The organism is Sphaerotilus hippei, from assembly GCF_003201595.1.
Taxonomy (GTDB): domain Bacteria; phylum Pseudomonadota; class Gammaproteobacteria; order Burkholderiales; family Burkholderiaceae_C; genus Sphaerotilus; species Sphaerotilus hippei.
Window position 1 is genome coordinate 78,400 of record NZ_QJJS01000018.1, and the last position, 20,540, is coordinate 98,939.

Annotated in this window: 14 protein-coding genes; 13 read left to right on the forward strand and 1 reads right to left on the reverse strand. The window is 71.6% G+C overall.

Going from position 1 to position 20,540, the window contains the following annotated elements; all coding sequences use genetic code 11:
* Positions 1–12 precede the first annotated feature (12 nt).
* The 10 genes from flgF to C7444_RS16615 all read left to right on the forward strand — a co-directional run bounded on the left by flgF (position 13) and on the right by C7444_RS16615 (position 12,889).
* The gene (gene flgF / locus C7444_RS16570; protein ID WP_110401964.1) at positions 13–738 is read left to right on the forward strand and encodes a flagellar basal-body rod protein FlgF; all 726 of its coding nucleotides are present in this window, start codon (positions 13–15) and stop codon (positions 736–738) included.
* A 22-nt stretch (positions 739–760) separates the two neighbouring features.
* Complete coding sequence (gene flgG / locus C7444_RS16575) at positions 761–1,543, forward strand: flagellar basal-body rod protein FlgG (protein WP_110401965.1); 783 nt, start codon at positions 761–763, stop codon at positions 1,541–1,543.
* Positions 1,540–2,220, forward strand: a complete 681-nt coding sequence (locus C7444_RS16580; RefSeq protein WP_375136940.1) for a flagellar basal body L-ring protein FlgH — start codon at positions 1,540–1,542, stop codon at positions 2,218–2,220. The genes flgG and C7444_RS16580 overlap by 4 nt, the downstream gene beginning before the upstream one ends.
* Before the next feature lie 44 nt (positions 2,221–2,264).
* Entirely contained in the window at positions 2,265–3,395 is a 1,131-nt protein-coding gene (locus C7444_RS16585; RefSeq protein ID WP_110401966.1) for a flagellar basal body P-ring protein FlgI, read from the forward strand.
* Position 3,396: 1 nt separating this feature from the next.
* Positions 3,397–4,353, forward strand: a complete 957-nt coding sequence (gene flgJ, locus C7444_RS16590) for a flagellar assembly peptidoglycan hydrolase FlgJ (RefSeq protein WP_110401967.1) — start codon at positions 3,397–3,399, stop codon at positions 4,351–4,353.
* Positions 4,354–4,366: 13 nt separating this feature from the next.
* Entirely contained in the window at positions 4,367–6,289 is a 1,923-nt protein-coding gene (gene flgK / locus C7444_RS16595; RefSeq protein WP_110401968.1) for a flagellar hook-associated protein FlgK, read from the forward strand.
* Positions 6,290–6,300: 11 nt separating this feature from the next.
* On the forward strand, positions 6,301–7,539 hold the full coding sequence (gene flgL, locus C7444_RS16600; protein WP_110401969.1) for a flagellar hook-associated protein FlgL: 1,239 nt from the start codon (positions 6,301–6,303) through the stop codon (positions 7,537–7,539).
* Positions 7,540–7,559: 20 nt separating this feature from the next.
* Positions 7,560–8,759 (forward strand): EAL and HDOD domain-containing protein, encoded by a 1,200-nt coding sequence (locus C7444_RS16605; RefSeq protein WP_110401970.1) that lies wholly within the window; start codon positions 7,560–7,562, stop codon positions 8,757–8,759.
* A 130-nt stretch (positions 8,760–8,889) separates the two neighbouring features.
* Positions 8,890–12,207 carry a PAS domain S-box protein gene (locus C7444_RS16610; protein ID WP_110401971.1) on the forward strand — a complete coding sequence of 1,106 codons (3,318 nt, stop codon included), beginning with the start codon at positions 8,890–8,892 and terminating at the stop codon, positions 12,205–12,207.
* Positions 12,208–12,289: 82 nt separating this feature from the next.
* Entirely contained in the window at positions 12,290–12,889 is a 600-nt protein-coding gene (locus C7444_RS16615; protein WP_245909604.1) for an ANTAR domain-containing response regulator, read from the forward strand.
* A 12-nt stretch (positions 12,890–12,901) separates the two neighbouring features.
* On the opposite strand, the gene C7444_RS16620 is transcribed toward C7444_RS16615, so the two are convergent.
* Positions 12,902–14,263 (reverse strand): sensor histidine kinase, encoded by a 1,362-nt coding sequence (locus tag C7444_RS16620; RefSeq protein WP_146219420.1) that lies wholly within the window; start codon positions 14,261–14,263, stop codon positions 12,902–12,904.
* Between the two features lie 374 nt (positions 14,264–14,637).
* Here C7444_RS16620 and C7444_RS16625 point away from each other — a divergent pair, with 374 nt between their 5' ends.
* From C7444_RS16625 to C7444_RS16635, 3 genes are all read left to right on the forward strand, one after another.
* A complete protein-coding gene (locus C7444_RS16625) occupies positions 14,638–16,803 on the forward strand; it encodes a putative bifunctional diguanylate cyclase/phosphodiesterase (RefSeq protein WP_110401974.1) in 2,166 nt (721 codons plus the stop codon).
* A 132-nt stretch (positions 16,804–16,935) separates the two neighbouring features.
* Positions 16,936–18,807 carry a GGDEF domain-containing protein gene (locus tag C7444_RS16630; RefSeq protein WP_110401975.1) on the forward strand — a complete coding sequence of 624 codons (1,872 nt, stop codon included), beginning with the start codon at positions 16,936–16,938 and terminating at the stop codon, positions 18,805–18,807.
* A 260-nt stretch (positions 18,808–19,067) separates the two neighbouring features.
* On the forward strand, positions 19,068–20,279 hold the full coding sequence (locus tag C7444_RS16635; RefSeq protein ID WP_146219421.1) for a porin family protein: 1,212 nt from the start codon (positions 19,068–19,070) through the stop codon (positions 20,277–20,279).
* The last annotated feature ends 261 nt before the right edge of the window (positions 20,280–20,540 follow it).

Sequence of the window (20,540 nt, forward strand, 5' to 3'; positions counted from 1 at the left end):
TGAGGACACGCCATGGACCGTCGTATCTACCTGTCGATGGGCGGCGCCAAGGCCGCGATGCAGCGTCAGGAGACGCTGGCCAACAACCTGGCCAACGCGTCCACGACGGGCTTCCGCGCCGAGATGCAGGCCTTCCGTTCGGTGCCGGTGCAGGGCGATGGCGCCAGCACCCGTGCCTACGGTCTGGAGACCACCACCGGCTACAACCCCGAGCCCGGCCCGATCACCGCGACCGGGCGCAACCTGGACGTGGCCGCCCGCGGCAACGCCTGGATGGCGGTGCAGGCCCTCGATGGCACCGAGGCCTACACCCGCGCCGGCGCGATGGAGGTGTCGCCCGACGGCACGCTGGTCAACTCGGCCGGCCTGCCGATGCAGGGGGACGGCGGGCCGATCACCGTGCCGGCCAACGCCCAGGTCCAGGTCGCGCCCGACGGCACCGTGACCGCCAAGGTCGGCGAAGGCCGGCCCCAGGCGATCGGCAAGCTCAAGCTGGTGACGCCCGAGGCGCCGCTCAAGCGGGGGGATGACGGGCTGTTCCGTGCGCCCGCCGGAGATCTCGAGGCCGACCCCGCCGCCCGCGTGCAGGACGGGGCGCTCGAGGGCTCCAACGTCAGCGCGGTCGAGACCATGGTGGCGATGATTTCGGCGGCCCGGCAGTTCGAGATGCAGATGCGCTCGATGCAGACCACCGAGAAGGACGAGCAGCAGGCTGCCCAGCTGCTGTCGATGAACTGAAGCTGAAGCAAGGACTCCCGCCATGATGCGCGCGCTCTGGATTTCGAAGACCGGCATGGAGGCCCAGCAGACCCAGCTGGACGTGACCTCCCACAACCTCGCCAACGTCGGCACCAACGGCTACAAGAAGTCGCGGGCCGTGTTCGAGGACCTGATGTACCAGACGCTGCGCCAGTCCGGCGCGGCCAGCTCCGAGCAGACCCAGCTGCCCACCGGCCTGCAGGTCGGCCTGGGCGTGCGCACGGTGGCGACCTCACGCGAGTTCACGCAGGGCACGCTGCAGCAGTCGAGCAACACGCTGGACGTGGCGATCAAGGGCGGTGGCTTCTTCAACATCCAGATGCCCGACGGCACGACGGCCTACACCCGCGACGGCTCCTTCCAGGTCAGCGCCAACGGCCAGCTGGTCACCAACAACGGCTTCACCGTGCAGCCGGGCATCACCATCCCGGCCAACGCCCAGTCGGTGACCATCGCCGCGGACGGCACGGTCAGCGTGCAGGTGCCGGGCCAGACCGCGCCGCAGGGCGTGGGCCAGATCGAGATGAGCAACTTCATCAACCCGGCTGGCCTCGACCCCAAGGGGCAGAACCTGTTCGCCGAGACCGCCTCGTCGGGCACGCCCAACACCGGCGCGCCGGGCAGCAACGGCATGGGCACGCTGGCCCAGGGTTTCCTCGAGACCTCCAACGTCAACGTGGTCGAGGAGCTGGTGGCGATGATCCAGACCCAGCGGGCCTATGAGCTGAACTCGAAGGCGATCTCCACCTCGGACCAGATGCTCGCGCGTCTGGGACAGCTGTGAGGCGCCTGATCCTGCCCCTGCTGGGCGCGGCCCTGGCACTGGGCCTGGGCGGCTGCCGGCTGATGCCCACCGTGGCCAAGGTCGATGTCGTCGAGCCCACGTCGGCCCGGCCCGTCCCGGTCGCGCCGGTGGTGCAGGCCAACGGATCGATCTTCCAGACTGGCCAGTACCGGCCGCTGTTCGAGGACCACCGCGCCCGCATGGTCGGCGACACGGTGACGGTGCAGATCATCGAGAAGGTCAGCGCCAGCGCCAAGTCGACCAGCTCGGCCGAGAAGAGCGGCTCGGTCTCCGGCGCGGTCACGGCCTTCCCCTTCCTGCCGGCCACCGCGCTCAACAAGCTGCAGGCCGGGGGCAACAGCGCCAACACCTTCAGCGGCAAGGGCGGCACCGAGAACTCCAACGACTTCAGCGGCACGATCACCGCGACGGTGATCGAGCTGCTGCCCAACGGCCACCTGGTGATCGCCGGCGAGAAGCAGATCGGCGTCAACGACAACGTCGACGTGCTGCGCTTCTCCGGCCAGGTCGATCCCCGGGTCATCCAGGCGGGCAACACGGTCGCCTCGGCGCAGATCGCCAACGTGCGGCTCGAGCAGCGTGGCCGGGGTGCCCAGGCCGATGCGCAGGAAATAGGCTGGTTGTCGCGTTTCTTTTTGACGGTCATGCCCATCTGATCGCCTCGCACAATGGGGCTGTCCCTTCAAGGATCGAGCGCCCCATGGAAACGCAGGAACGATTACTCAAGCTGGCCGTCTGGCTCACCCTGGTGCTGGCCAGCGCCGCCCTGTGGTGGCCGCTGGGCGCCCATGCCGCGCGCATCAAGGAAGTCGCCAGCGTGCAGGGCGTGCGCAACAACCAGCTGATCGGCTACGGCCTCGTGGTCGGCCTGGAGGGCACCGGCGACCAGACCACCCAGGCGCCGTTCACCACCCAGAGCCTCAACGGCCTGCTGCAGCAGCTCGGCGTCACCGTGCCGGCGGGCACCAACATGCAGCTGCGCAACGTCGCGGCGGTGATGATCACCGCGGTGCTGCCCCCGTTTGCCCAGCCCGGCCAGACCATCGACGTCACCGTGGCCTCGATGGGCAACGCCAAGAGCCTGCGCGGGGGCACGCTGATCGCGTCGCCGCTGCGGGGCGCCGACGGCCAGATCTACGCGCTGGCCCAGGGCAACCTGGTGGTCGGTGGCGCGGGCGCCTCCGCCGGGGGCTCCAAGGTCCAGATCAACCACCTGCTGGCAGGACGCATCCCCGAGGGCGCGACCGTCGAGCGGGCCGTGCCGACCGCGCTGGGCCAGAGCGACACCGTGCAGCTCGACCTGCGCTCGTCGGACTACAGCATGGCCCGCGAGGTGGTGAAGGCCATCAACGACCGCTTCGGCACCGGCACGGCCGCAGCGGTCGATGGCCGCGTGGTGCGCGTCAAGACCCCCGGCAGCAGCGATGCCCGCGTGGCCTTCCTGGCCGACATGGAGGAGCTGGTGGTCACGCCGGCCAAGCCGTCGGCCCGGGTCATCTTCAATCCCCGCACCGGCTCCATCGTGATGAACCAGGCGGTGACGCTGGGGCCTTGTGCCGTCGCGCACGGCAACCTGTCGGTCACGATCACCAGCAACCCGCAGGTCAGCCAGCCCGCCCCGCTGTCGCAGGGCCAGACCACGGTCACCGACCAGGTCGACATCAAGCTCAACCAGGGGCCGGGCAACTTCGCGGTCCTGCCCGCCGGGGCGCAGCTGACCGACGTGGTCAAGGCGCTGAACGCGCTGGGGGCCAATTCCACCGATCTGCTGGCCATCCTTCAAGCGATCAAGGCGGCCGGTGCGCTCAACGCGGAGCTGGAGGTGATCTGACATGCGGACCGAATCGTCTTCTTCGCAGCAGCAGCTGGCGGCCAGCTCGACGGCCCTGAACGGGCTGCGCGCGAGCGCGCAGCGTGACCCCAAGGGCGCCATCAAGGAAGCGGCCAAGCAGTTCGAGGCGCTGTTCATGCAGGAGCTGATGAAGAGCATGCGCTCGAGCAGCATGTCCTCGGGCATGCTCGACAACAGCGGCACCGAGATGGCCACCGGCATGCTCGACCAGCAGTACGCGACCCAGCTCAGCGGCGGGCGCGGCGGCCTGTCCGAGGCCATCGTGCGCCAGCTCGAGCGGCAGATGGGCGGTGCCACGACCGAGGCGGCGGCGGGCAGCGCCTCGCTGTCCTCGTCGCGTGACCTGCGCGCGGCCGCGGCGACCCGCCAGGCCGCTGCAGCGGCCGCCGCACCGGCCGTGACCCCGGCGGCAACGGTGCCGGCCTCGTCGGGCGGCACGGCCCAGACCTTCGTCAACCGCCACGGCGCGGCGGCGGCGGCGGCCGAGGCGAGCAGCGGCATCCCGGCGAAGTTCATGCTGGCCCAGGCCGCCCACGAGACCGGCTGGGGCCGGCGCGAGATCAAGGGCCAGGACGGCACGAACTCCAACAACCTCTTCGGCATCAAGGCCGGTGCGGGCTGGAACGGGCCGACCGTCACGGTCACGACGACCGAATACATCAACGGCCAGGCGCAGAAGGTGCAGGCGCGCTTCCGGGCCTACAGCTCGCCCGAGGAGAGCTTCCAGGACTACGCCCGCATGATCAGCAGCAGCCCGCGCTACGCCAAGGTGATGGAGTCGACCGGTGACGCCCAGGGTTTCGCCCGCGGCCTGCAGCGCGCCGGCTACGCCACCGATCCCGAATACGCGCAGAAGCTCGGCCGCGTGATGCAGACCACCGAGCGGCTGCAGCGTGCCGCCGCGTCGGTGCAGACCGCCCGGAACCTGACCACCTGAGGCGGACGCGACCATGAGCACGTCCTCCCTGCTGTCACTCGGCGCGAACGCGATGTTCGCGGCGCAGTCCCAGCTGCAGACGACGGGACACAACATCTCCAACGCCAGCGTGGCGGGTTATTCGCGCCAGGAGGCCAAGCTCTCGACGGTCCAGGGCCAGTACACCGGCTCCGGTTATGTCGGTCGAGGCGTGTCGGTCCAGACCGTCACCCGTGCGGTCAACAGCTTCCTGACCGACGCGGCCGCGCAGACCAGCTCGGTCGCGGCGGCCGACAAGGCCCACAGCACGCTGCTCGCTCAACTGCAGGACAGCATCGGCATCGGCGAGCAGGGCCTGGGCCAGGCGGCCACCAGCTTCTTCAACGCGCTCAACGACGTCGCGGCGCTGCCCTCCGACACCTCGGCGCGCCAGGTGGCGCTGGCCCGTGCGGACGACCTGGCGTCGATGTTCCGCTCGACCAGCGACCAGATCGAGTCGCTGCAGTCCTCGGTGACGCAGGACGTGATGAACTCCGTGGGCACGGTCAACGAGCTGTCCGAGCGCATCGCCCAGCTCAACGGCGCGATCGCCGGCACCAACGGCGGCACCCACTCGGCCAACGACCTGCTGGACCAGCGTGACCAGCTGATCAAGGAGCTCAGCCAGTATGTGCAGGTCAGCCGCATCAGCCAGGACGACGGCTCGGTCAACCTGTTCATCGGCGGGGGCCAGAGCCTGGTGCTGGGCAACCAGTCCAACGGGCTGAAGGCCAGCCTCGACCCCTTCGACGCGACCCGGGTGCAGATCGAGGTCGAGGTCTCGGGCGTGAGCCGGCCGCTTTCGGAGGCCTCGCTCGGCGGCGGCTCGCTCGCCGGCCTGATGCGTTTCCAGGAGCAGGACCTGAACGCGGCGCGCGCCCAGCTGGGCCAGCTGGGCGCCGGCCTGACCGCCGCGGTGAACGGCCAGCAGCGCGCCGGCTTCACGCTCGACGGCGTGGCGGGCTCGGCGATGTTCACCGAACTGGCCGGCAACGTGATCGCCTCGCGCGACAACGCCGGCAGCGGGCTGGCCAGCCTGCAGGGCCTGATGAGCCTGAGCACGCCGTCGGCGCTGCAGGCGGCCGAGTACGAGCTCAAGGCCGGCGCCTCGGGCACCTTCACGCTGCGCAAGCTGCCCGATGGCGATCCCGAGACGGTCACCGATGGCCAGGAGATCGACGGTTTCACGCTGGAGCTGTCGGCGGCCACGTCGCCCGCGGTGGTCGAAGGCGACCGTTTCCTGCTGCAGCCGGTCTCGCTGGCGGCGCAGAAGATGAGGCAGGTGCTCAACGATCCCGACGACGTCGCGGGCGCCAACAGCGTGGTGCTCAAGGCGGGTTCGTCCAACACCGGCACGGCGACGATCAAGTCGGTGCTGCTCGACGGCAGCTCGACGCCCACCGGGGTGTCGATCGCCTTCGGGGCCGCCACGGCCGACGGGGCGCGGGCCTACACCCTGACCGACAGCGGCACGACGCCGGCGACCACGGTCAGCGGCAGCTGGAAGGCGGGCGAGTCGGTCAGCTACGACGGCATGACGGTGACCTTCGACGGCGTGCCGGCCCAGGGCGACACTTTCACCACGCAGGCCACCAGCCAGTGGGGGGCCAACAACGGCAACGCGCTGGCGCTGGCCGACCTGGCCAACGGCAAGCTGGTCGACGGCAGCACCTTCACCGACGCGTTCTCGCACCTGCTGTCGGACATCGGGGCGCGGGTGCAGACGGCCGAGACCGCCTACGAGGTCTCCAGTGGCGTGGCCACGCGGGCCGAGGAGCAGCTCGGTGCCAGCACCGGCGTCAACCTCGACGAAGAAGCCGCCAAGCTGCTGCAGTACCAGCAGGCCTACCAGGCGGCGGCCAAGATCCTGCAGGTGGCGCAGAAGGTGTTCGACACCGTGCTGTCCCTGGCGAACTGAAGAGGCTGATCATGAGACTGTCCACCGCCACCAGCTACGCCTCGTCGGTCGGCACCCTGCAGCGGCGCCAGGAAGAGCTGTCGCAGGCCCAGGAGCAGATGACCAGTGGCAAGCGCATCAGCCAGGCCAGCGACGATCCGGCCGGCATCGCCCGGGCCGAGCGGGCGATGGTGGAGGTCTCGCGCGGCAAGGCGCTGATGCGCACCGTCGAGACCAGCCGCACCGTGATGACCCAGGCCGAGACCGCGCTGGGCGATGCGGTCGGGCTGACCCAGACCGCCCGCGAGGCGCTGGTCGCCGCGGGCAACGGCAGCTACACCTTCGCCGAGCGCAAGGCGCTGGTGGTGCAGCTGCAGCAGCTGCGCGGCCAGCTGCTGACGGTGGCCAACCAGAAGGACGGCGGCGGCAACCACCTGTTCGGCGGCCAGGGCGCGACGACCGCCCCCTTCCTCGACCTGGTCGGCGGCGTCGACTGGTGGCAGCAGGGCGGGGCGGTGCAGACCGGCTACAGCGACGGCCAGATCAACGGCTCGCTGACCGAGAACGTGCCGCTGACCATCGACGGCCTGCAGACCTGGCTGCGTGCGCCCACCGGCAACGGCACCTTCGCCACGTCCGCCGGGGCCGCCAACCAGGGCGAGGCCTGGATCGACGACGGCAGTGCCACCGACTCGGCGGCCTACAAGGCCCTGGGCCAGGACTTCTCGCTGGCCTTCAGCACCAATGCCGGCAAGCTGCAGTACACGATCACCGGCAACGGCACGCCGGCGGCGAGCTACGGCCCGACGGACTACGTCGCGGGGAAGGCCATCACCGACGTCCCGGGCGCGTCGTTCACGATCAGCGGCACGCCCGACCCCAGCGACACCTTCACGCTGAAGGCCTCGACCACCGACCTGAGCGTCTTCGATGCGCTGGACAAGGCGATCGCGGTGCTCGGCGACGAGTCCTCCAACAACGGCCAGGTGATGCAGTCGGTGCAGTCCGGCCTGCTCGACCTGGACCGGGTGCTCGGCAATTTCGAGGCCAGTCGTGCCGTCGTGGGCGAAACCCTCAACCAGCTCGACGGCCTGGGCGACCGCACCGGCGCCAGAATCCTGGGGGCGCAGACCGAACGCTCGAACATCGAGGACCTGGACATGGTGCAGGCCGTCTCCGAGTTCACCAACAAGCAGACCAGCTACCAGGCCGCCTTGCAGTCCTACACGATGGTGCAGAAGCTGTCGCTCTTCAACTACATCGGCAACTGACGCCGCAAGAGAACCCGCTCATGGACGCCTCCATCCTCGGCCAGATCGCGCTGAGCTACTCCCCGATCATCGACCGGGAACGCAATGTCATGGCCACCCGCCTGACCGTGGCGCCGCTGAACCCGGGCCAGCGCCTGGCCGTCGACGAGCTGCTGGAGACCGTCAGCGGGGTCTGGCCGGCCGACGGATCGCGGGTCTCGCTGTCGGTGCGCAGCGAGAGCCTGCTGGCCGATCTGCTGGCGGTGCAGCCCACCGCCAACGTGATCATCGAGATCCCGAAGTTCATGGCCAGCGATCCGGTGCATCGCGACGACATCCTCAAGCTCGCGGCCAACGGCAACATGCTGCTGCTGTCGGGGCGACCGGACCTGCCGCTGCCCCGCGAGGTGCTGCCCGCGTTCCGCTACTCGATCATCGACCTGGCCGATGACCGGCGCCTGCACGAGAACGGTCTGCCGGCGGGCGTGCAGCGCTCGATCGGCTTCTTCCAGGACGGCGTGCATTCGCTGGCCGACATGGAAGGCGCCTTCCGGCGCGGCGCGATCGCGGTGCTGGGCTGGCCGATGGACGACGTGGTGCAGGGCAAGGCCTCGCGCACCGGCTCGGCCACCCGACCGGACCTGCAGGTGACGATCGAGCTGATCAACCTGGTCGACGACGAGGCCCCGCTGCCGCAGATCGAGGCCGCGCTCAAGCGGGACCCGACGCTGGCCTACAAGCTGATGCGCTACATCAACTCGCCGCTGTTCGGGCTGCGGGTGGAGATCAGCTCGTTCACGCACGCGGTGATGATGCTGGGCTACCAGCGCCTCAAGCGCTGGCTGGCGCTGCTGCTGGTCACCGCCGGCAACGACGTCAACCTGCGCCCGGTCATGTTCGCCGCGGTGCGGCGCGGCCTGCTGATGGAGGCGCTGGCCGAAGGCACGGCCGACGAGACGATGCGCAGCGAGATGTTCATCTGCGGCGTGTTCTCGCTGCTCGACCGCATCTTCCAGCAGCCTTTCGCCGAGCTGCTCAAGACCATTCCGGTGCCCGAGCAGGTCGTGCGGGCGCTGGCCCATGGCGACGGGCCCTACATGGGCAGCCTGGAGTTGGTGCGGGCCATCGAGGGCGGCACGATGCACGACATCCGCGAGCACGCCGAACAGTCGATGCTCGACATGCGCACCGTCAACCGGGCGCTGCTGAAGTCGCTGTCCGGCGCCTTGCAGCTGAGCTGAGGGCCGATGTCGCGGCCTCGGCCGTGACATCGGTCTCAGGAAACGTTTCCTCACGTTTTTGCGTCACCCGTCGCGGCGTGGCGGTGCAGTCGCGCTCCTACACTGCGCACTCCTCCGATCGTGCGGCTCCATGAGCGTCATCCCACCTGTCCTGCGACTTCCCCAGCCCCTGCTGGACGCCCTCGTCGAACCGGTGCTGGTGCTGGACGCGACCGGGGTGATCCAGTTCGCCAACCAGGCCGCACTGCGCCTGCTGACCTGCGAGCCGGGCTCGGTGCTGCGCGAGCTGGTGCCGGTGCTGGGCGGCGAGGTGGTCTCGTGGCTGCAGTCCTGCCTGCGCGGACGCGACCAGCCCGCACCGGTGGCCGCGCCGGGCCGGGTGCTGCCGCTGCTCAGTCCGATCGACCGCAGCCTCTGGGCCCTGATGCTGCCCACCGGCGCGCTGCAGCCGCCGCCCCAGCGGGTGGTCGCGCCGCCGCCGCCGCAGGTCAATCCCGTCGACGACCGGGCCCTGCGCGAACTGCACTCGATGCTCTGGGGTGCGCCCTTCCCGGCGCTGCTGCAGGACGAGTCCTTCCGCATCATCGACGCCAACCAGGCCTTTGCCGACCTGGGGGGCTGGTCGCGCCAGGGCCTGGCGGGGCTGGACCTGATGGCGCTGCAGCCCGAGTCCGAACATGCGGCCACGCTGGCCGACCGCCGGCGCCTGCTGGCCGATCCGCAGCAGGCCGACGTGCCGGTGCTGATGGAGCAGCGCCTGGTCGATGCCCGCGGCCAGGTGCATTGGGTGCGGGCCGCGCGTTACCTGACGCTGACCTCCGACCGCCGCCGCCTGCTGCTGACGCTGATGCAGGAGACCACCGCCGAACACGCCGCGCGCGAGCAGGCCGAGCGTTATTCCCGCGAGCTCGACCAGTGGTTCGACCTCAGCCCGCTGGGCATGGTGCTGTTCGACGAGGCCGGGCTGGTGCTGCGCTCCAACCATGCGTTCGAGCACCTGATCGGCCAGGCCGTGGTCGACCTGCGCGAGACCTCGCCCGAGGTGCGCACGCTGCTGCAGTGGCCGGTGCCCGACGGTGACGAGCGCGGTGCGCCCGACGGCGCCGCCCACGGCTGGTTCAGCAGCGAGGGTCCGCTGCAGCAGGCCGATGGCTCGAACCGCTGGGTGCGCGCGCTGTGCCGGCGCATCGAGGTGCGGGGCGCGCAGCGGCGCTGCATGTGCATGCTCGAGGACCGCACCGCCGAGGAGGAACGTGACCTCGCCCAGCTGCAGCTGGGCGCGCTGGTCGACACCGCCGGGGTCGGCCTGGCGACCTACCGCGGCATGGCGCTGTCGGGCCGCACCGCGCTGAGCAACGGCCAGCAGGCGCCGCTGCAGGGGGTGCGGCGCGAGCTGGTGCTGGCCTCGTCGCTGCCCGAGTTCGAGCGCCTGCAGCGTGCGCTCAAGCAGGGCGACCGCTGCGAGGTGCGTTATGCCATCCAGCACCCCGAGCTCGGGCAGCGCTGGCTGGTCACGCGGGTCGAGCCCGGCCAGCTGGCCTCGGGCCGCCCGACCACCTCGGTGGTGACGCTCGACATCACCGAGCAGCAGAGCGCCCAGGAGCGTGCCGAGCAGGTGCTGGCCGAGCTGTCGACCATCCTCGAGAGCTCGCCCGCGGGCATCGCCTCGATGCGCGGCTACACGCTGATGCACTGCAACCGCCGCTTCGAGCGCATGCTGCGCCTGCCCGCCGGCGCGGCGGTGGGCTCGGACATCCGTGCGCTGCTGGCCACCCAGGCCACCGGCATGAACGCCCCCGACGCGCTCAACGACACGCTCGACCAGGGCGTGCTCTACGAGGCCGAGCTCGAGGTGCGCGGCGACGACGGCCAGCAGCACTGGTATGCGCTGTCGATCCGCCGCACCGCCCCGGGCGGCTCGGCGCCGCAGTCGATCGCGCTGCTGTCGGAGATCACCCGGCTGAAGGTGCAGCAGGCCCAGCTCGAGGCGCTGGCGCGCGAGCGCGAGCAGATGGCTCAGGTGCTGGGCCAGCAGGCCGACCGCAACCGGGCGGTGCTCGACTCGGTGCTGGTGGGCATCGTCACCGTCAACCAGCAGGGTGACATCACCTGGCTGAACCGCTCGGCGCGCCGCATGTTCGGCGGCGACCTGGGCGACTTCCTCGGCCAGCCGCTGGTGGCGGTGGCCAACGGCGACCAGACCCATCCTTTCCAGCACTGCCTCGACCTGTTCGAGGAGCTGCGCGACGGCGAGGCGGTCAAGTTCGAGTGCCGCCTGCAGGCCCGCGACAGCCGCACCTTCTGGGTGGTGGGCAATGCCGTGGCCACCGTGGGCGCCAGCGGCGCGCGCGAGCTGACCTATGCGCTGATGGACATCGAGCAGCGCCGCCAGGCCGAGGCGCGCATCGCCGAGGCGCGGGCCTCGCTGCAGCGCATCATCGAGGTCGCGCCGATGGCCATCACGCTCTACGACGCGCAGAGCCTGGCCGTGCTGCAGCTCAACCGGGTGGCCGCCGCGCTCAGCGGGGTCGGGGCCGACCAGGCCATCGGCCGCCTGCCCGAGCAGCTCTATTCGGCCGACCAGGCCCAGCGCGTGCGTGCCGACCTGCAGGCCGTGCTGTCCGGGACCGAGGCGGTGACGCAGCGGGAGTACAGCTTCGAGTCGCCCGAGCTGGGGGGCGTGCAGGTGTGGGATGCCCGCTACCTGCCACTGTCGCGCGTGGCTGGCCAGGTCAGCCAGATCCTGATGGTCGCCTCCGACGTGACCGCCCAGCGGGCGGCCCAGCGGGCCGAGCTGCAGGCCGCGATCGCCCAGCGCGAGATGCTGGTGCAGGAAGTGCACCACCGCATCAAGAACAACCTCCAGGGGGTGGCCGGCCTGATGCAGCAGGTCGCGGCGCGCCGGCCCGAGGTCCAGCCCATCATCGCCGAGGTGGTCGGCCAGGTGCAGGCCATCGCCCAGGTCTACGGGCTGCAGGTCGGCGCGATGGGGCCGCTGCGGGTGCGCAACGTGGTCGAGGCCATCGCCCAGTCGGTGCAGCGCACCTTCGGGCGTGGCATCGAGTTCGAGGTCGAGGGCCCGTCGCCCCAGCAGTGGGCGCTGCCCGAGGCCGAGTCCATCCCGATCGCGCTGACGCTCAACGAGCTGCTGACCAACGCGATCAAGCACAGCGACGCCGGCACCACGATCGGCTGCCGCCTGGTCACCGAGGAGGGCGGCGTGCGCGTGGAGATCTCCAACCAGGGCCAGCTGTCGCCGGGTTTCCGCATCGATCATCGCCCGGCCGCGGTGTCCGGGCTCGGGCTGGTGCGCGCGCTGCTGCCGCGCCGCCACGCGAGCCTGGGCATCGAGCAGCTGGGCTCGCGCGTGATCGCGACGGTCACGCTGTCGATGCCGGTGGTGATCCGTTTGTTACACAATGCCGCAGCTGCACCCGGCGCAGCATGACCCAACCGTGACCCTCGACGTGGCCCTCCATTCCTCTTCTTCCCCCGCATCCGCACCTGCCTGCCAGGGTCGTATCCTGGTCGTGGACGATGACCGCCTGGTGCTGGCCACGGTGGTGCACGGCCTGGCCCAGGCCGGCTTCGAGATCTACGACGCCGACAACGGCGACGACGCGATCCTGCTGGCCCGCCAGCACCGCCCGGATCTGGCGCTGCTGGACATCCGCATGGACGGCATGAGCGGCTTCGACGTCGCCGCCTACCTGCGCGACCACCTGCAGATCCCGTTCATGTTCCTGTCGGCGTTCTCCGACGAGGCCACCGTGGCGCAGATCCGCGCGCTTGGCGCGCTGGCCTACCTGGTCAAGCCGCTGGACGTCGGGCAGATCGTGCCGGCGGTGGCCGCGGCGTTCGCCCAGGTGCGCGAGCGCCAGCCGGCCCGCACGGGCACGCCGGCGGCGGTCGCGGAGCCGGCGCCTGCCGTGGTGGCCGAGGCGGTCGATCCGCTGAAGCAGGTCGTGCCGCTGGCCGTGGGCGTGCTGATGCACCGCTACTCGCTGGCCCGTGGCCCGGCGCTGGAGCGCCTGCGCCGCCTGGCCCAGCAGGAGGGCCGCCCGCTCGAGGAGACCTGCCGCGCCATGGTCGGGGCGATCGAGCAGCTGGCGCTGCCCGGCGGGCTGTGAGCGGGGCCGGCCTCAGCCGGCGCCGAGCGTGAAGTAGAAGGTGGCCCCGGCGTTGACCGCCGCTTCGGCCCAGACCTGACCGCCGTGGCGGCGCACGATGCGCTGCACCGAGGCCAGCCCCACGCCCGTGCCAGAGAACTCGCTGGCGCTGTGCAGGCGCTGGAAGGCACCGAAGAGGCGCTCCGCGTAGCGCATGTCGAAGCCCGCGCCGTTGTCGCGCACGAAATACACCGGCACCCCGTCGCGCTCCATCACGCCGAACTCGATGCGCGCCAGCTCGCGCCGCGCGCTGTACTTCCACGCGTTGACCAGCAGGTTCTCCATCAGGCAGTGCAGCAGCGTCGGATCCCCCTGGACCCGCACGTCCGGCGCGATGCGGGTCTCGACCGCCCGGGTGGGCGAGGGCAGGCGCAGCTCGTCGAGCACCTGGCGGGCGATGTCCGACAGCACCACCGGCTGGCGCCGGAACGGCTGGGTCGACAGCTGCGACAGCGCCAGCAGCGCGTCGATCATGCTGTTCATGCGCGCGGCCGCGCCCAGGATGCGCTCCAGGTGGTCGTTGCCGACCCGATCGAGCAGGTGGCCGTAGTCCTCGCGCACGATGCGGGTGAAACCCTCGACCACCCGGATCGGGGCCCGCAGGTCGTGCGAGACGGCGTAGGCCATGGCCTCGCGGTCATCGGCGGTCGCCCGCAGCGCGCCGTCGTCCTGGCTGCTCTCCGGCTGCAGCCACAGGATGCGCCAGTCGTCGTTCCAGGGCAGCCAGATGCCGCGGTCCTCGGCCTGCCGGGGCAGCGCGGTGCGCAGCTCGCCCAGGCGCGCCGGCAGCGCGGGGGCCTGGGCACGCGCCAGCAGCTCGAGCGCGCTGCGGCTGGCCTCGACGATCAGCAGGCCTTCCGGCGCCTCGCGGGCCACCAGGGCACAGCCCGGCAGCGCGTTCACCAGCGCCATCGGCGGCGGGGTGTCGTGCCGCTGCGGCACCGCTGCGGCCGGGGCGGGCGTCGCTTCGGCGTCGCTCGAGGCCTCGAGGGCCTCGGGCAGCGCCGCCGGCTGGGTCTCGGCCCAGGCCTGAAAGATCTCGATCGTCGACCGCCCTCCGGGCACGCCCTGCTGGCGCCGGCCGACCAGCAGGGCCGCGCAGGCGATGCTCATCACCAGCGAGCTGGCCGAGATGGCCCACCAGGCGGCATCGGGCAGGCGCAGCAGCGGCGCCAGCACCACGGCGCCGCACAACAGCCCGACCAGCCCCGCGGCCAGTCCGATCGTCAGGAACAGCGGCGTGGCGCGCCGGCCGGCTGCCGTCGACGCGGGCTCGCCGACCTGCCTCGTGGGAAGGGGGCGAGGCAAGCTCGGGGACACGGGGCCTGAGGACATGGCGCCGATTGTAGGGATCGCATCCCTCGATCCGAGGGGGCGCGTGGAGGTCCGTCGAGCCGGCGGCGCCAGGCCGGGCAAATTGCGCGACTTCGTCGACCCCCGGGGTGCCGAATCCGGCACGGGGGCGGCGCCTGAGGTCCGTGTGCAACACCCTGCGGGCCGGGATCGGCGGCGGCGGGGCCGGTCCGGCGTGACGGAGTGGACAGGGTGTTCCCGGCCGCGGCCGACCCCCGTCGACGGGCCCGGATCGGCCCGGGCCCCGGGGCAGAATGCCGGACCGTGTATCGATCCGCGCTGCCGCCACCCCCTGCCCGCCCACCGCTTGCGGCCTGCCGCTTGGTGACGTTCCCCCGATCGTGGCCAGGGTGCGCATGAGCATCGTCCCGGCCTCCACCCCCGACACGCCGGCGCGCCGGCTGCTCGTGCTCGACGCCGACGAGCGCTCGCGGGCGGCGATCGCGTCCGGCCTGCGCCAGCGTGGCTTCGAGGTCGGCGAGCTCGCCGGCGTCGACGCGCTGCGCTCCATGCTTCCCGTCGAGCGCCCTGCCGATCTGATCGTGCTGGTCGAGTCGGCCGCCGGCCCGTCCGCCGAGGCGGGCTGCCGGCAGCTGCGCCTCGGGGCCGCCTCGCGCAGCGTGCCGATCCTGGTGCTGATGGAGCGGCAGGACGAAGCGGCCATCGAGGCCGTGCAGCAGGCCGGTGCGTCCGATTTCCTGTCGTGCTCGAGTCCGCCCAGCGCCTTGCTCGGGCGCATCCGCCAGCTGCTGCGCAACGCCCGCACCCACCTCGAGCTCGAGCGCAGCCGCGTGCGCCTGGCCCATGCCCAGGACCTGGCCCGCATGGGCAGCTTCGACTGGCGCGTCGGCCCGCCCGGCCTGCGCCTGGAGCCCGAGGCGCTGCGGGTGCTGGGCCATGCGGTGCCGGTGCAGGCCAGCGCCCGGCAGCTGCTGCGCCTGCTCGGCCTGCCCGAGCGCCAGCGGCTGCTGCGGCTGGTGCGTGACGTGATCCACCATGCGACCGTGCTGGATGCGGACGCCTGCGTGCAGCTGCCCGACGGCCGCGAGCGGGTGCTGCACATCGAGGCCGAGCCGGAGTTCGACGTGCAGGGTGGCCTGTGTGCCTACACCGGGGTCATCCAGGACGTGACCGACCGGCGCCTGATCGAGGACCGGGTGCTGCAGCTGGCCAACTTCGACGCGCTCACCGGCCTGCCCAACCGGCGCCAGCTGCTGTGGCGTGCCGAGCGGGCGCTGGACGAGGCGCGCCGCAGCGGCCACCAGTGCGCGCTGCTGCTGATCGACCTGGACCGCTTCAAGGTCATCAACGACACGCTGGGTCACCGCGCCGGTGACGACGTGCTGGTCGTGCTCGGCCAGCGGCTGCGCGCCTGCGTCGCCCACAGCGACCTGGTGCTCGAGGGCCGCGTCGACACGACCCCGATGGGCTCGCACGAGCTGCTCGAGTCGGTCGGCCGCCTGGGCGGCGACGAGTTCGTGGCCCTGCTGCCCGAGGTCGGCGGCGAGGACGAGGCCGCCGGCATCGCCGCCCGCATGCTCGAGGCGCTGCGCGAGCCGGTCGACCTCGAGGGTTCGGACTACTTCGTCACCGCCAGCGTCGGCGTGGCCGTCTACCCGCGCGACGGCACGTCCGTGCTCGAGCTGCTGCGCAGCGCCGACCTCGCCATGTACGCGGCCAAGGCGGCCGGGCGCAACGCGACGCAGGCCTTCCGGCCCCACCTGGCCACCCGCGGCCGCGACCGGCTGGTGCTGGAGACCGCGCTGCACCGCGCGATCGAGCGCGGCGGCCTGACGCTGCACTACCAGCCCAAGGTCGACGTCTCCGACCAGCGTGTGGTCGGGGTCGAGGCCCTGATGCGCTGGCAGCGCGACGGCCAGCTGCTGCAGCCGGCCGACTTCATGGCGGTGGCCGAGGAGACCGGCCTGATCGTGCCGATGGGCGAATGGGCGATCGACGAGGCGGCCCGCCAGGTGCGCCAATGGCGCGACAGCGCCGGCATCGACCTGACGGTGGCCGTCAACCTGCCCAGCGTCGCCTTCGAGCGCTGCGATCTGGTCGAGCAGATCCGCGCGGCCGCGGGCCGCCACGGCGTGCCGATGCGCTGCCTGCAGCTCGAGATCACCGAGACCGGCCTGATGAAGGACCTGCAGGACGTCATGCCCGCCCTGCAGCGGCTGACGCGCAACGGCGTCGAGATCTCGATCGACGACTTCGGCACCGGCTACTCCTCGCTCGCCTACCTGACCCAGCTGCCGATCAGCGAGCTGAAGATCGATCGCTCCTTCGTCCGTGACCTGGGCGTCACCGAGCAGAGCGCGGCGGTGGTGAACGCCATCGTGGCGCTGGCCCGCTCGCTGGGCCTGCGCGTGATCGCCGAAGGGGTCGAGACCGAGCGCCAGCGCGACGTGCTGCTGCGCCTGGGCTGCAGGACGATGCAGGGTTTCCTGTTCGCCGGGGCGCTGTCGGCCGCCGACCTCACGCCGTGGCTGCGGGCCCGCTCGCCGCGTGAGCGCGCCTGACGCGCCGGGCGTCCGGCGCGGCCCTGCGTCGGCCCGTCCAGCGCACGGTTAGGCGGGGGAGAAGGGCGGTTTTCCAGCCTTCGTCGCGGGCCGGCCTCTGTCATCCTGCGGGCAACTTCACGAGTGCCGGATATGGAGAAACCTCGCAAGGATGTTGTGCCTGCGCCGACGCCGTCGGTCGCGGATCTGGCCAAGGCCACGCTGCGGCGCCTGGCCATGGCGCGGCTGGAGCCCACGCCGTCGAACTACGCCCGCGCCTGGCGCGAGGAGGGCGGCGCCGACGTGGCCGAGCCGCTGCCGGAGGCCGCCCGCACGGCCATCGACCAGATGGCGCAGCGTTTCCTGCCGTCGGGGCCGGCGCGCAGCCGTTTCCAGGAGCAGCTCATGGCGCAGCGCTGGACCGAGCTGCAGGCCCTGCTCGAGGCCGAGGTGCCACCGAACGCCCAGCAGGCCCGCACCTGGGCCGAGCTGATCGAGCAGTCGGTGCGCCAGCTCGAGCGCAGCTCCCGGCTCTGGCCGACCGGCCGGCGCAAGGACAGTTTCCAGCACGTGCTGAACTCCGCACGCAGCGACACCCAGCGCCTGCAGCAGCGCCTGCGCCAGCTGCTGACCAGCTGGTCCGAGGACACCCAGCCCGAACCCGAGGCGGAGCTGCCTGAAGCAGCGGTCGCGGCGGCGCCATCGGTCGGCGCGCCGACGGCTGTCGAGGCCGGTGCGGGCATCGGTGCCGCGGCCGTGCCGGCCGAGCTCGTGGCCGAGCCCGCGGCCGGAGCCGAACCGGACGGTCCGCCCGAACTCGAGGTTCATCGCCAGTCGTGGGTGCGGGCCGTGCAGGCCCTGCACCTGACGGTGCGCGAGGCCCTGCCGACCGGTGATCCGCGTGCCGACGAGGTCGGCGGCCAGCTGCACGAGGCCGCCGCCGGGCTGACCGGTGCGCCCGATCCCGCCACCCCCTGGCTCGAGCCGCTGGAGCAGGTCTGCGACGACGTGCGCCGGGTGCTGCAGCTGCGCCACCACCTGGTCTCGCAGCTGGGCGGGCTGGTGCTCGAGCTCACCGACGGCCTGGGCGAGCTGGCCGAGGACGATTCCTGGGTCGAGGGCCAGTGCACCGCGATGCGCGACCACCTGGAGCTCGGCCTGAGCACCCGGGGCGTGCGGGCGGTCGGCGACCTGCTGCGCGACACCCGGCTGCGCCAGCAGACGCTGCGCCAGGAGCGCGCGCAGGCCCGCGACGCCCTCAAGCACCTGATCCACCAGATGCTGCAGGACCTGGGCTCGCTGGGCGAGCACACCGGGCGCTTCCACGACAGCATGGGCCGCTACGCCCAGGTCATCGGCGAGGCCGACAGCCTCGAGAGCCTGGCCGGCGTGGTGCGCGAGATGGTCGAGGAGACCCGCACCGTGCACGGGCTGGTCAGCCAGACCACCGCCCGCCTGCAGGAAGAGCACAGCCGCGCCAGCGAGATGGCCGATCGCATCCGCTCGCTCGAGGACGAGCTGCGCCAGCTCGCCCACGAGGTCAGCACCGACCAGCTCACCCAGATCGCCAACCGCCGCGGGCTGCTGCGCTGCTTCGAGGTCGAGCAGTCGCGGGTCGAGCGGGGCGAGGCCGAGCTGTCCATCGGCCTGCTCGACATCGACAACTTCAAGAAGCTCAACGACAGCCTGGGCCACCAGACCGGCGACGAGGCGCTCAAGTTCCTGGCCACCCGGGTCGGTGCGGCGCTGCGCCCCACCGACACGCTGGCCCGCTACGGCGGCGAGGAGTTCGTCGTGCTGCTGCCCGGCACGCCGGTCGACGAGGGCCAGCGGGTGCTGACCCGGGTGCAGCGCGCGCTGTCGGCCGAGCTGTTCATGTACGAGGGCAAGCAGGCCTTCGTGACCTTCTCGGCCGGCGTGACGCTGTTTCGGGTCGGCGAGAGCATCGAGACCGCGCTGCAGCGGGCCGACGAGGCGCTCTACGAGGCCAAACGGTCGGGCAAGAACCGCACGTGCATCTGCTGAGCCGAGGGAGCGGCGCACCGGTGGCGTGGCGGCTGTTGTTTGTCCGCCACTGGGCATCCGCGATCTCTCACCGCCCACGCCGGGTGCCGGCGTGCGGCGCGACCCCCCGGATCGATGGCTGAGTCCGGAGCGTCCGGTCTGTCGCATACGATAGCGGCTGTCCATGCAAGAGGCCTGCGCCGCGCCCCGCGCTGCGCAGTGTCGCCAGGACGGCCCGATCGATGCCGTTCGACCGCAACGCTTACCCAGCCGCCATCACCATGAAACACGTCCGTCCCGTTCCGGCCCTCCCGTCCCTGATCGCGCTGGGCGCGCTGCTGGCCTGCAGCGTGAGCGCGCAGGCCGAGACCAGCCCCTATTACATCGGGGCCTCGCAGTCCTTCACCAGCGACAGCAACGTGCGCCGCGCGGCCACCGGCAACGAGAGCAGCGACGTGATCTCGGCCACCGGCCTGCGCGCCGGGCTGGACCAGCCGCTGGGCCGCCAGCGCCTGTTCGCCAACCTGTCGGTCGACTCGAACCGCTACAACAAGACCAGCGAACTCAACCACACCAGCTACGCCGTCGGCGCCGGCCTCGACTGGGAAACCGTCGAGCGCCTGTCGGGCAAGCTGTCGCTGGATTCGCGCCAGAGCCTCTACCGCGACACCTCGCAGGTGCTGGTGCGCCGCAGCCTGGTGCGCTCGGACACCGCCGGCTTCGAGGCCCGCCTGGGCACCGTCACGCTGTGGAGCTTCGACGCCGGCCTGTCGGCCGGCCGGGTGCGTTATTCGGACGACATCTATCGCGCCTCCAACCTGTCGCAGCACACCTTCAGCGCCGGCGCCCGCTACCAGCCCTCGCCGGACTGGAACGTGCGCCTGGGCGTGCGCCGCACCGATGGCAAGTACCCCGACGCGACGGTGCAGGATGATTTCAGCCGCAACGACTTCGACGTCACCACCCGCCTGCAGCTCAGCGGCGCCAGCGTCGTCGACGCCCGCCTGAGCCGCACCAGCGAGAAGCACAGCATCGCGACGAAGACCGACGTCAACGGCTTCACCGGCTCGCTGGGCTGGACCTGGCAGGCCTCGGGCAAGTCGAGCCTGGGCGTGGTGCTCAGCCGCGACAGCAGCGTCGGCTCCTACGACACCACCGCCGTGGCTTCGGCCAGCGACGCGAACACGACGCTGACCAATTCGCTGGCCGTGCGCGGCACCTGGCAGGCCACCGCCAAGATCCGCCTGAACGCGACCCTGGGTTATGCCCAGCGCACGCTGGACGGCAACCTGATCGCCACCGGCGCCCGCATCACCGATGCCAAGGACTCGTTCCGCCGCGCCGGCCTGTCGCTCGACTACGCGCTGCTGCGCAACGTCGACCTGGGCTGCGCGCTGAACTGGGAAGAGCGCTCGGTCCAGGAGCAGATCACCCAGACCTACGCCTACAACGCCAAGACCTTCGGCTGCTTCGGCCAGATCTACCTGCGCTGAACCGGTGCGCTGCAGCGTCGGCTGCAGCCGACGCAGACGAAGAAGGACGGCCTCGGCCGTCCTTCTTGCCTTGAGGGCTCGGGGGCTCGGGGACCTGAGGGCGCTGGACCGCCGCCCTGGTGCACGGCGTCCCTGCAGCGCTCAGCGCCGCCCGATCGAGAAGTACTCCAGCCCGAAGCCGCGGATGAGCGCGGGCTCGTAGAGGTTGCGCCCGTCGAAGACGACGCGGTCCTGCACGGCCTCGCGCATCGCGTCGAAGTC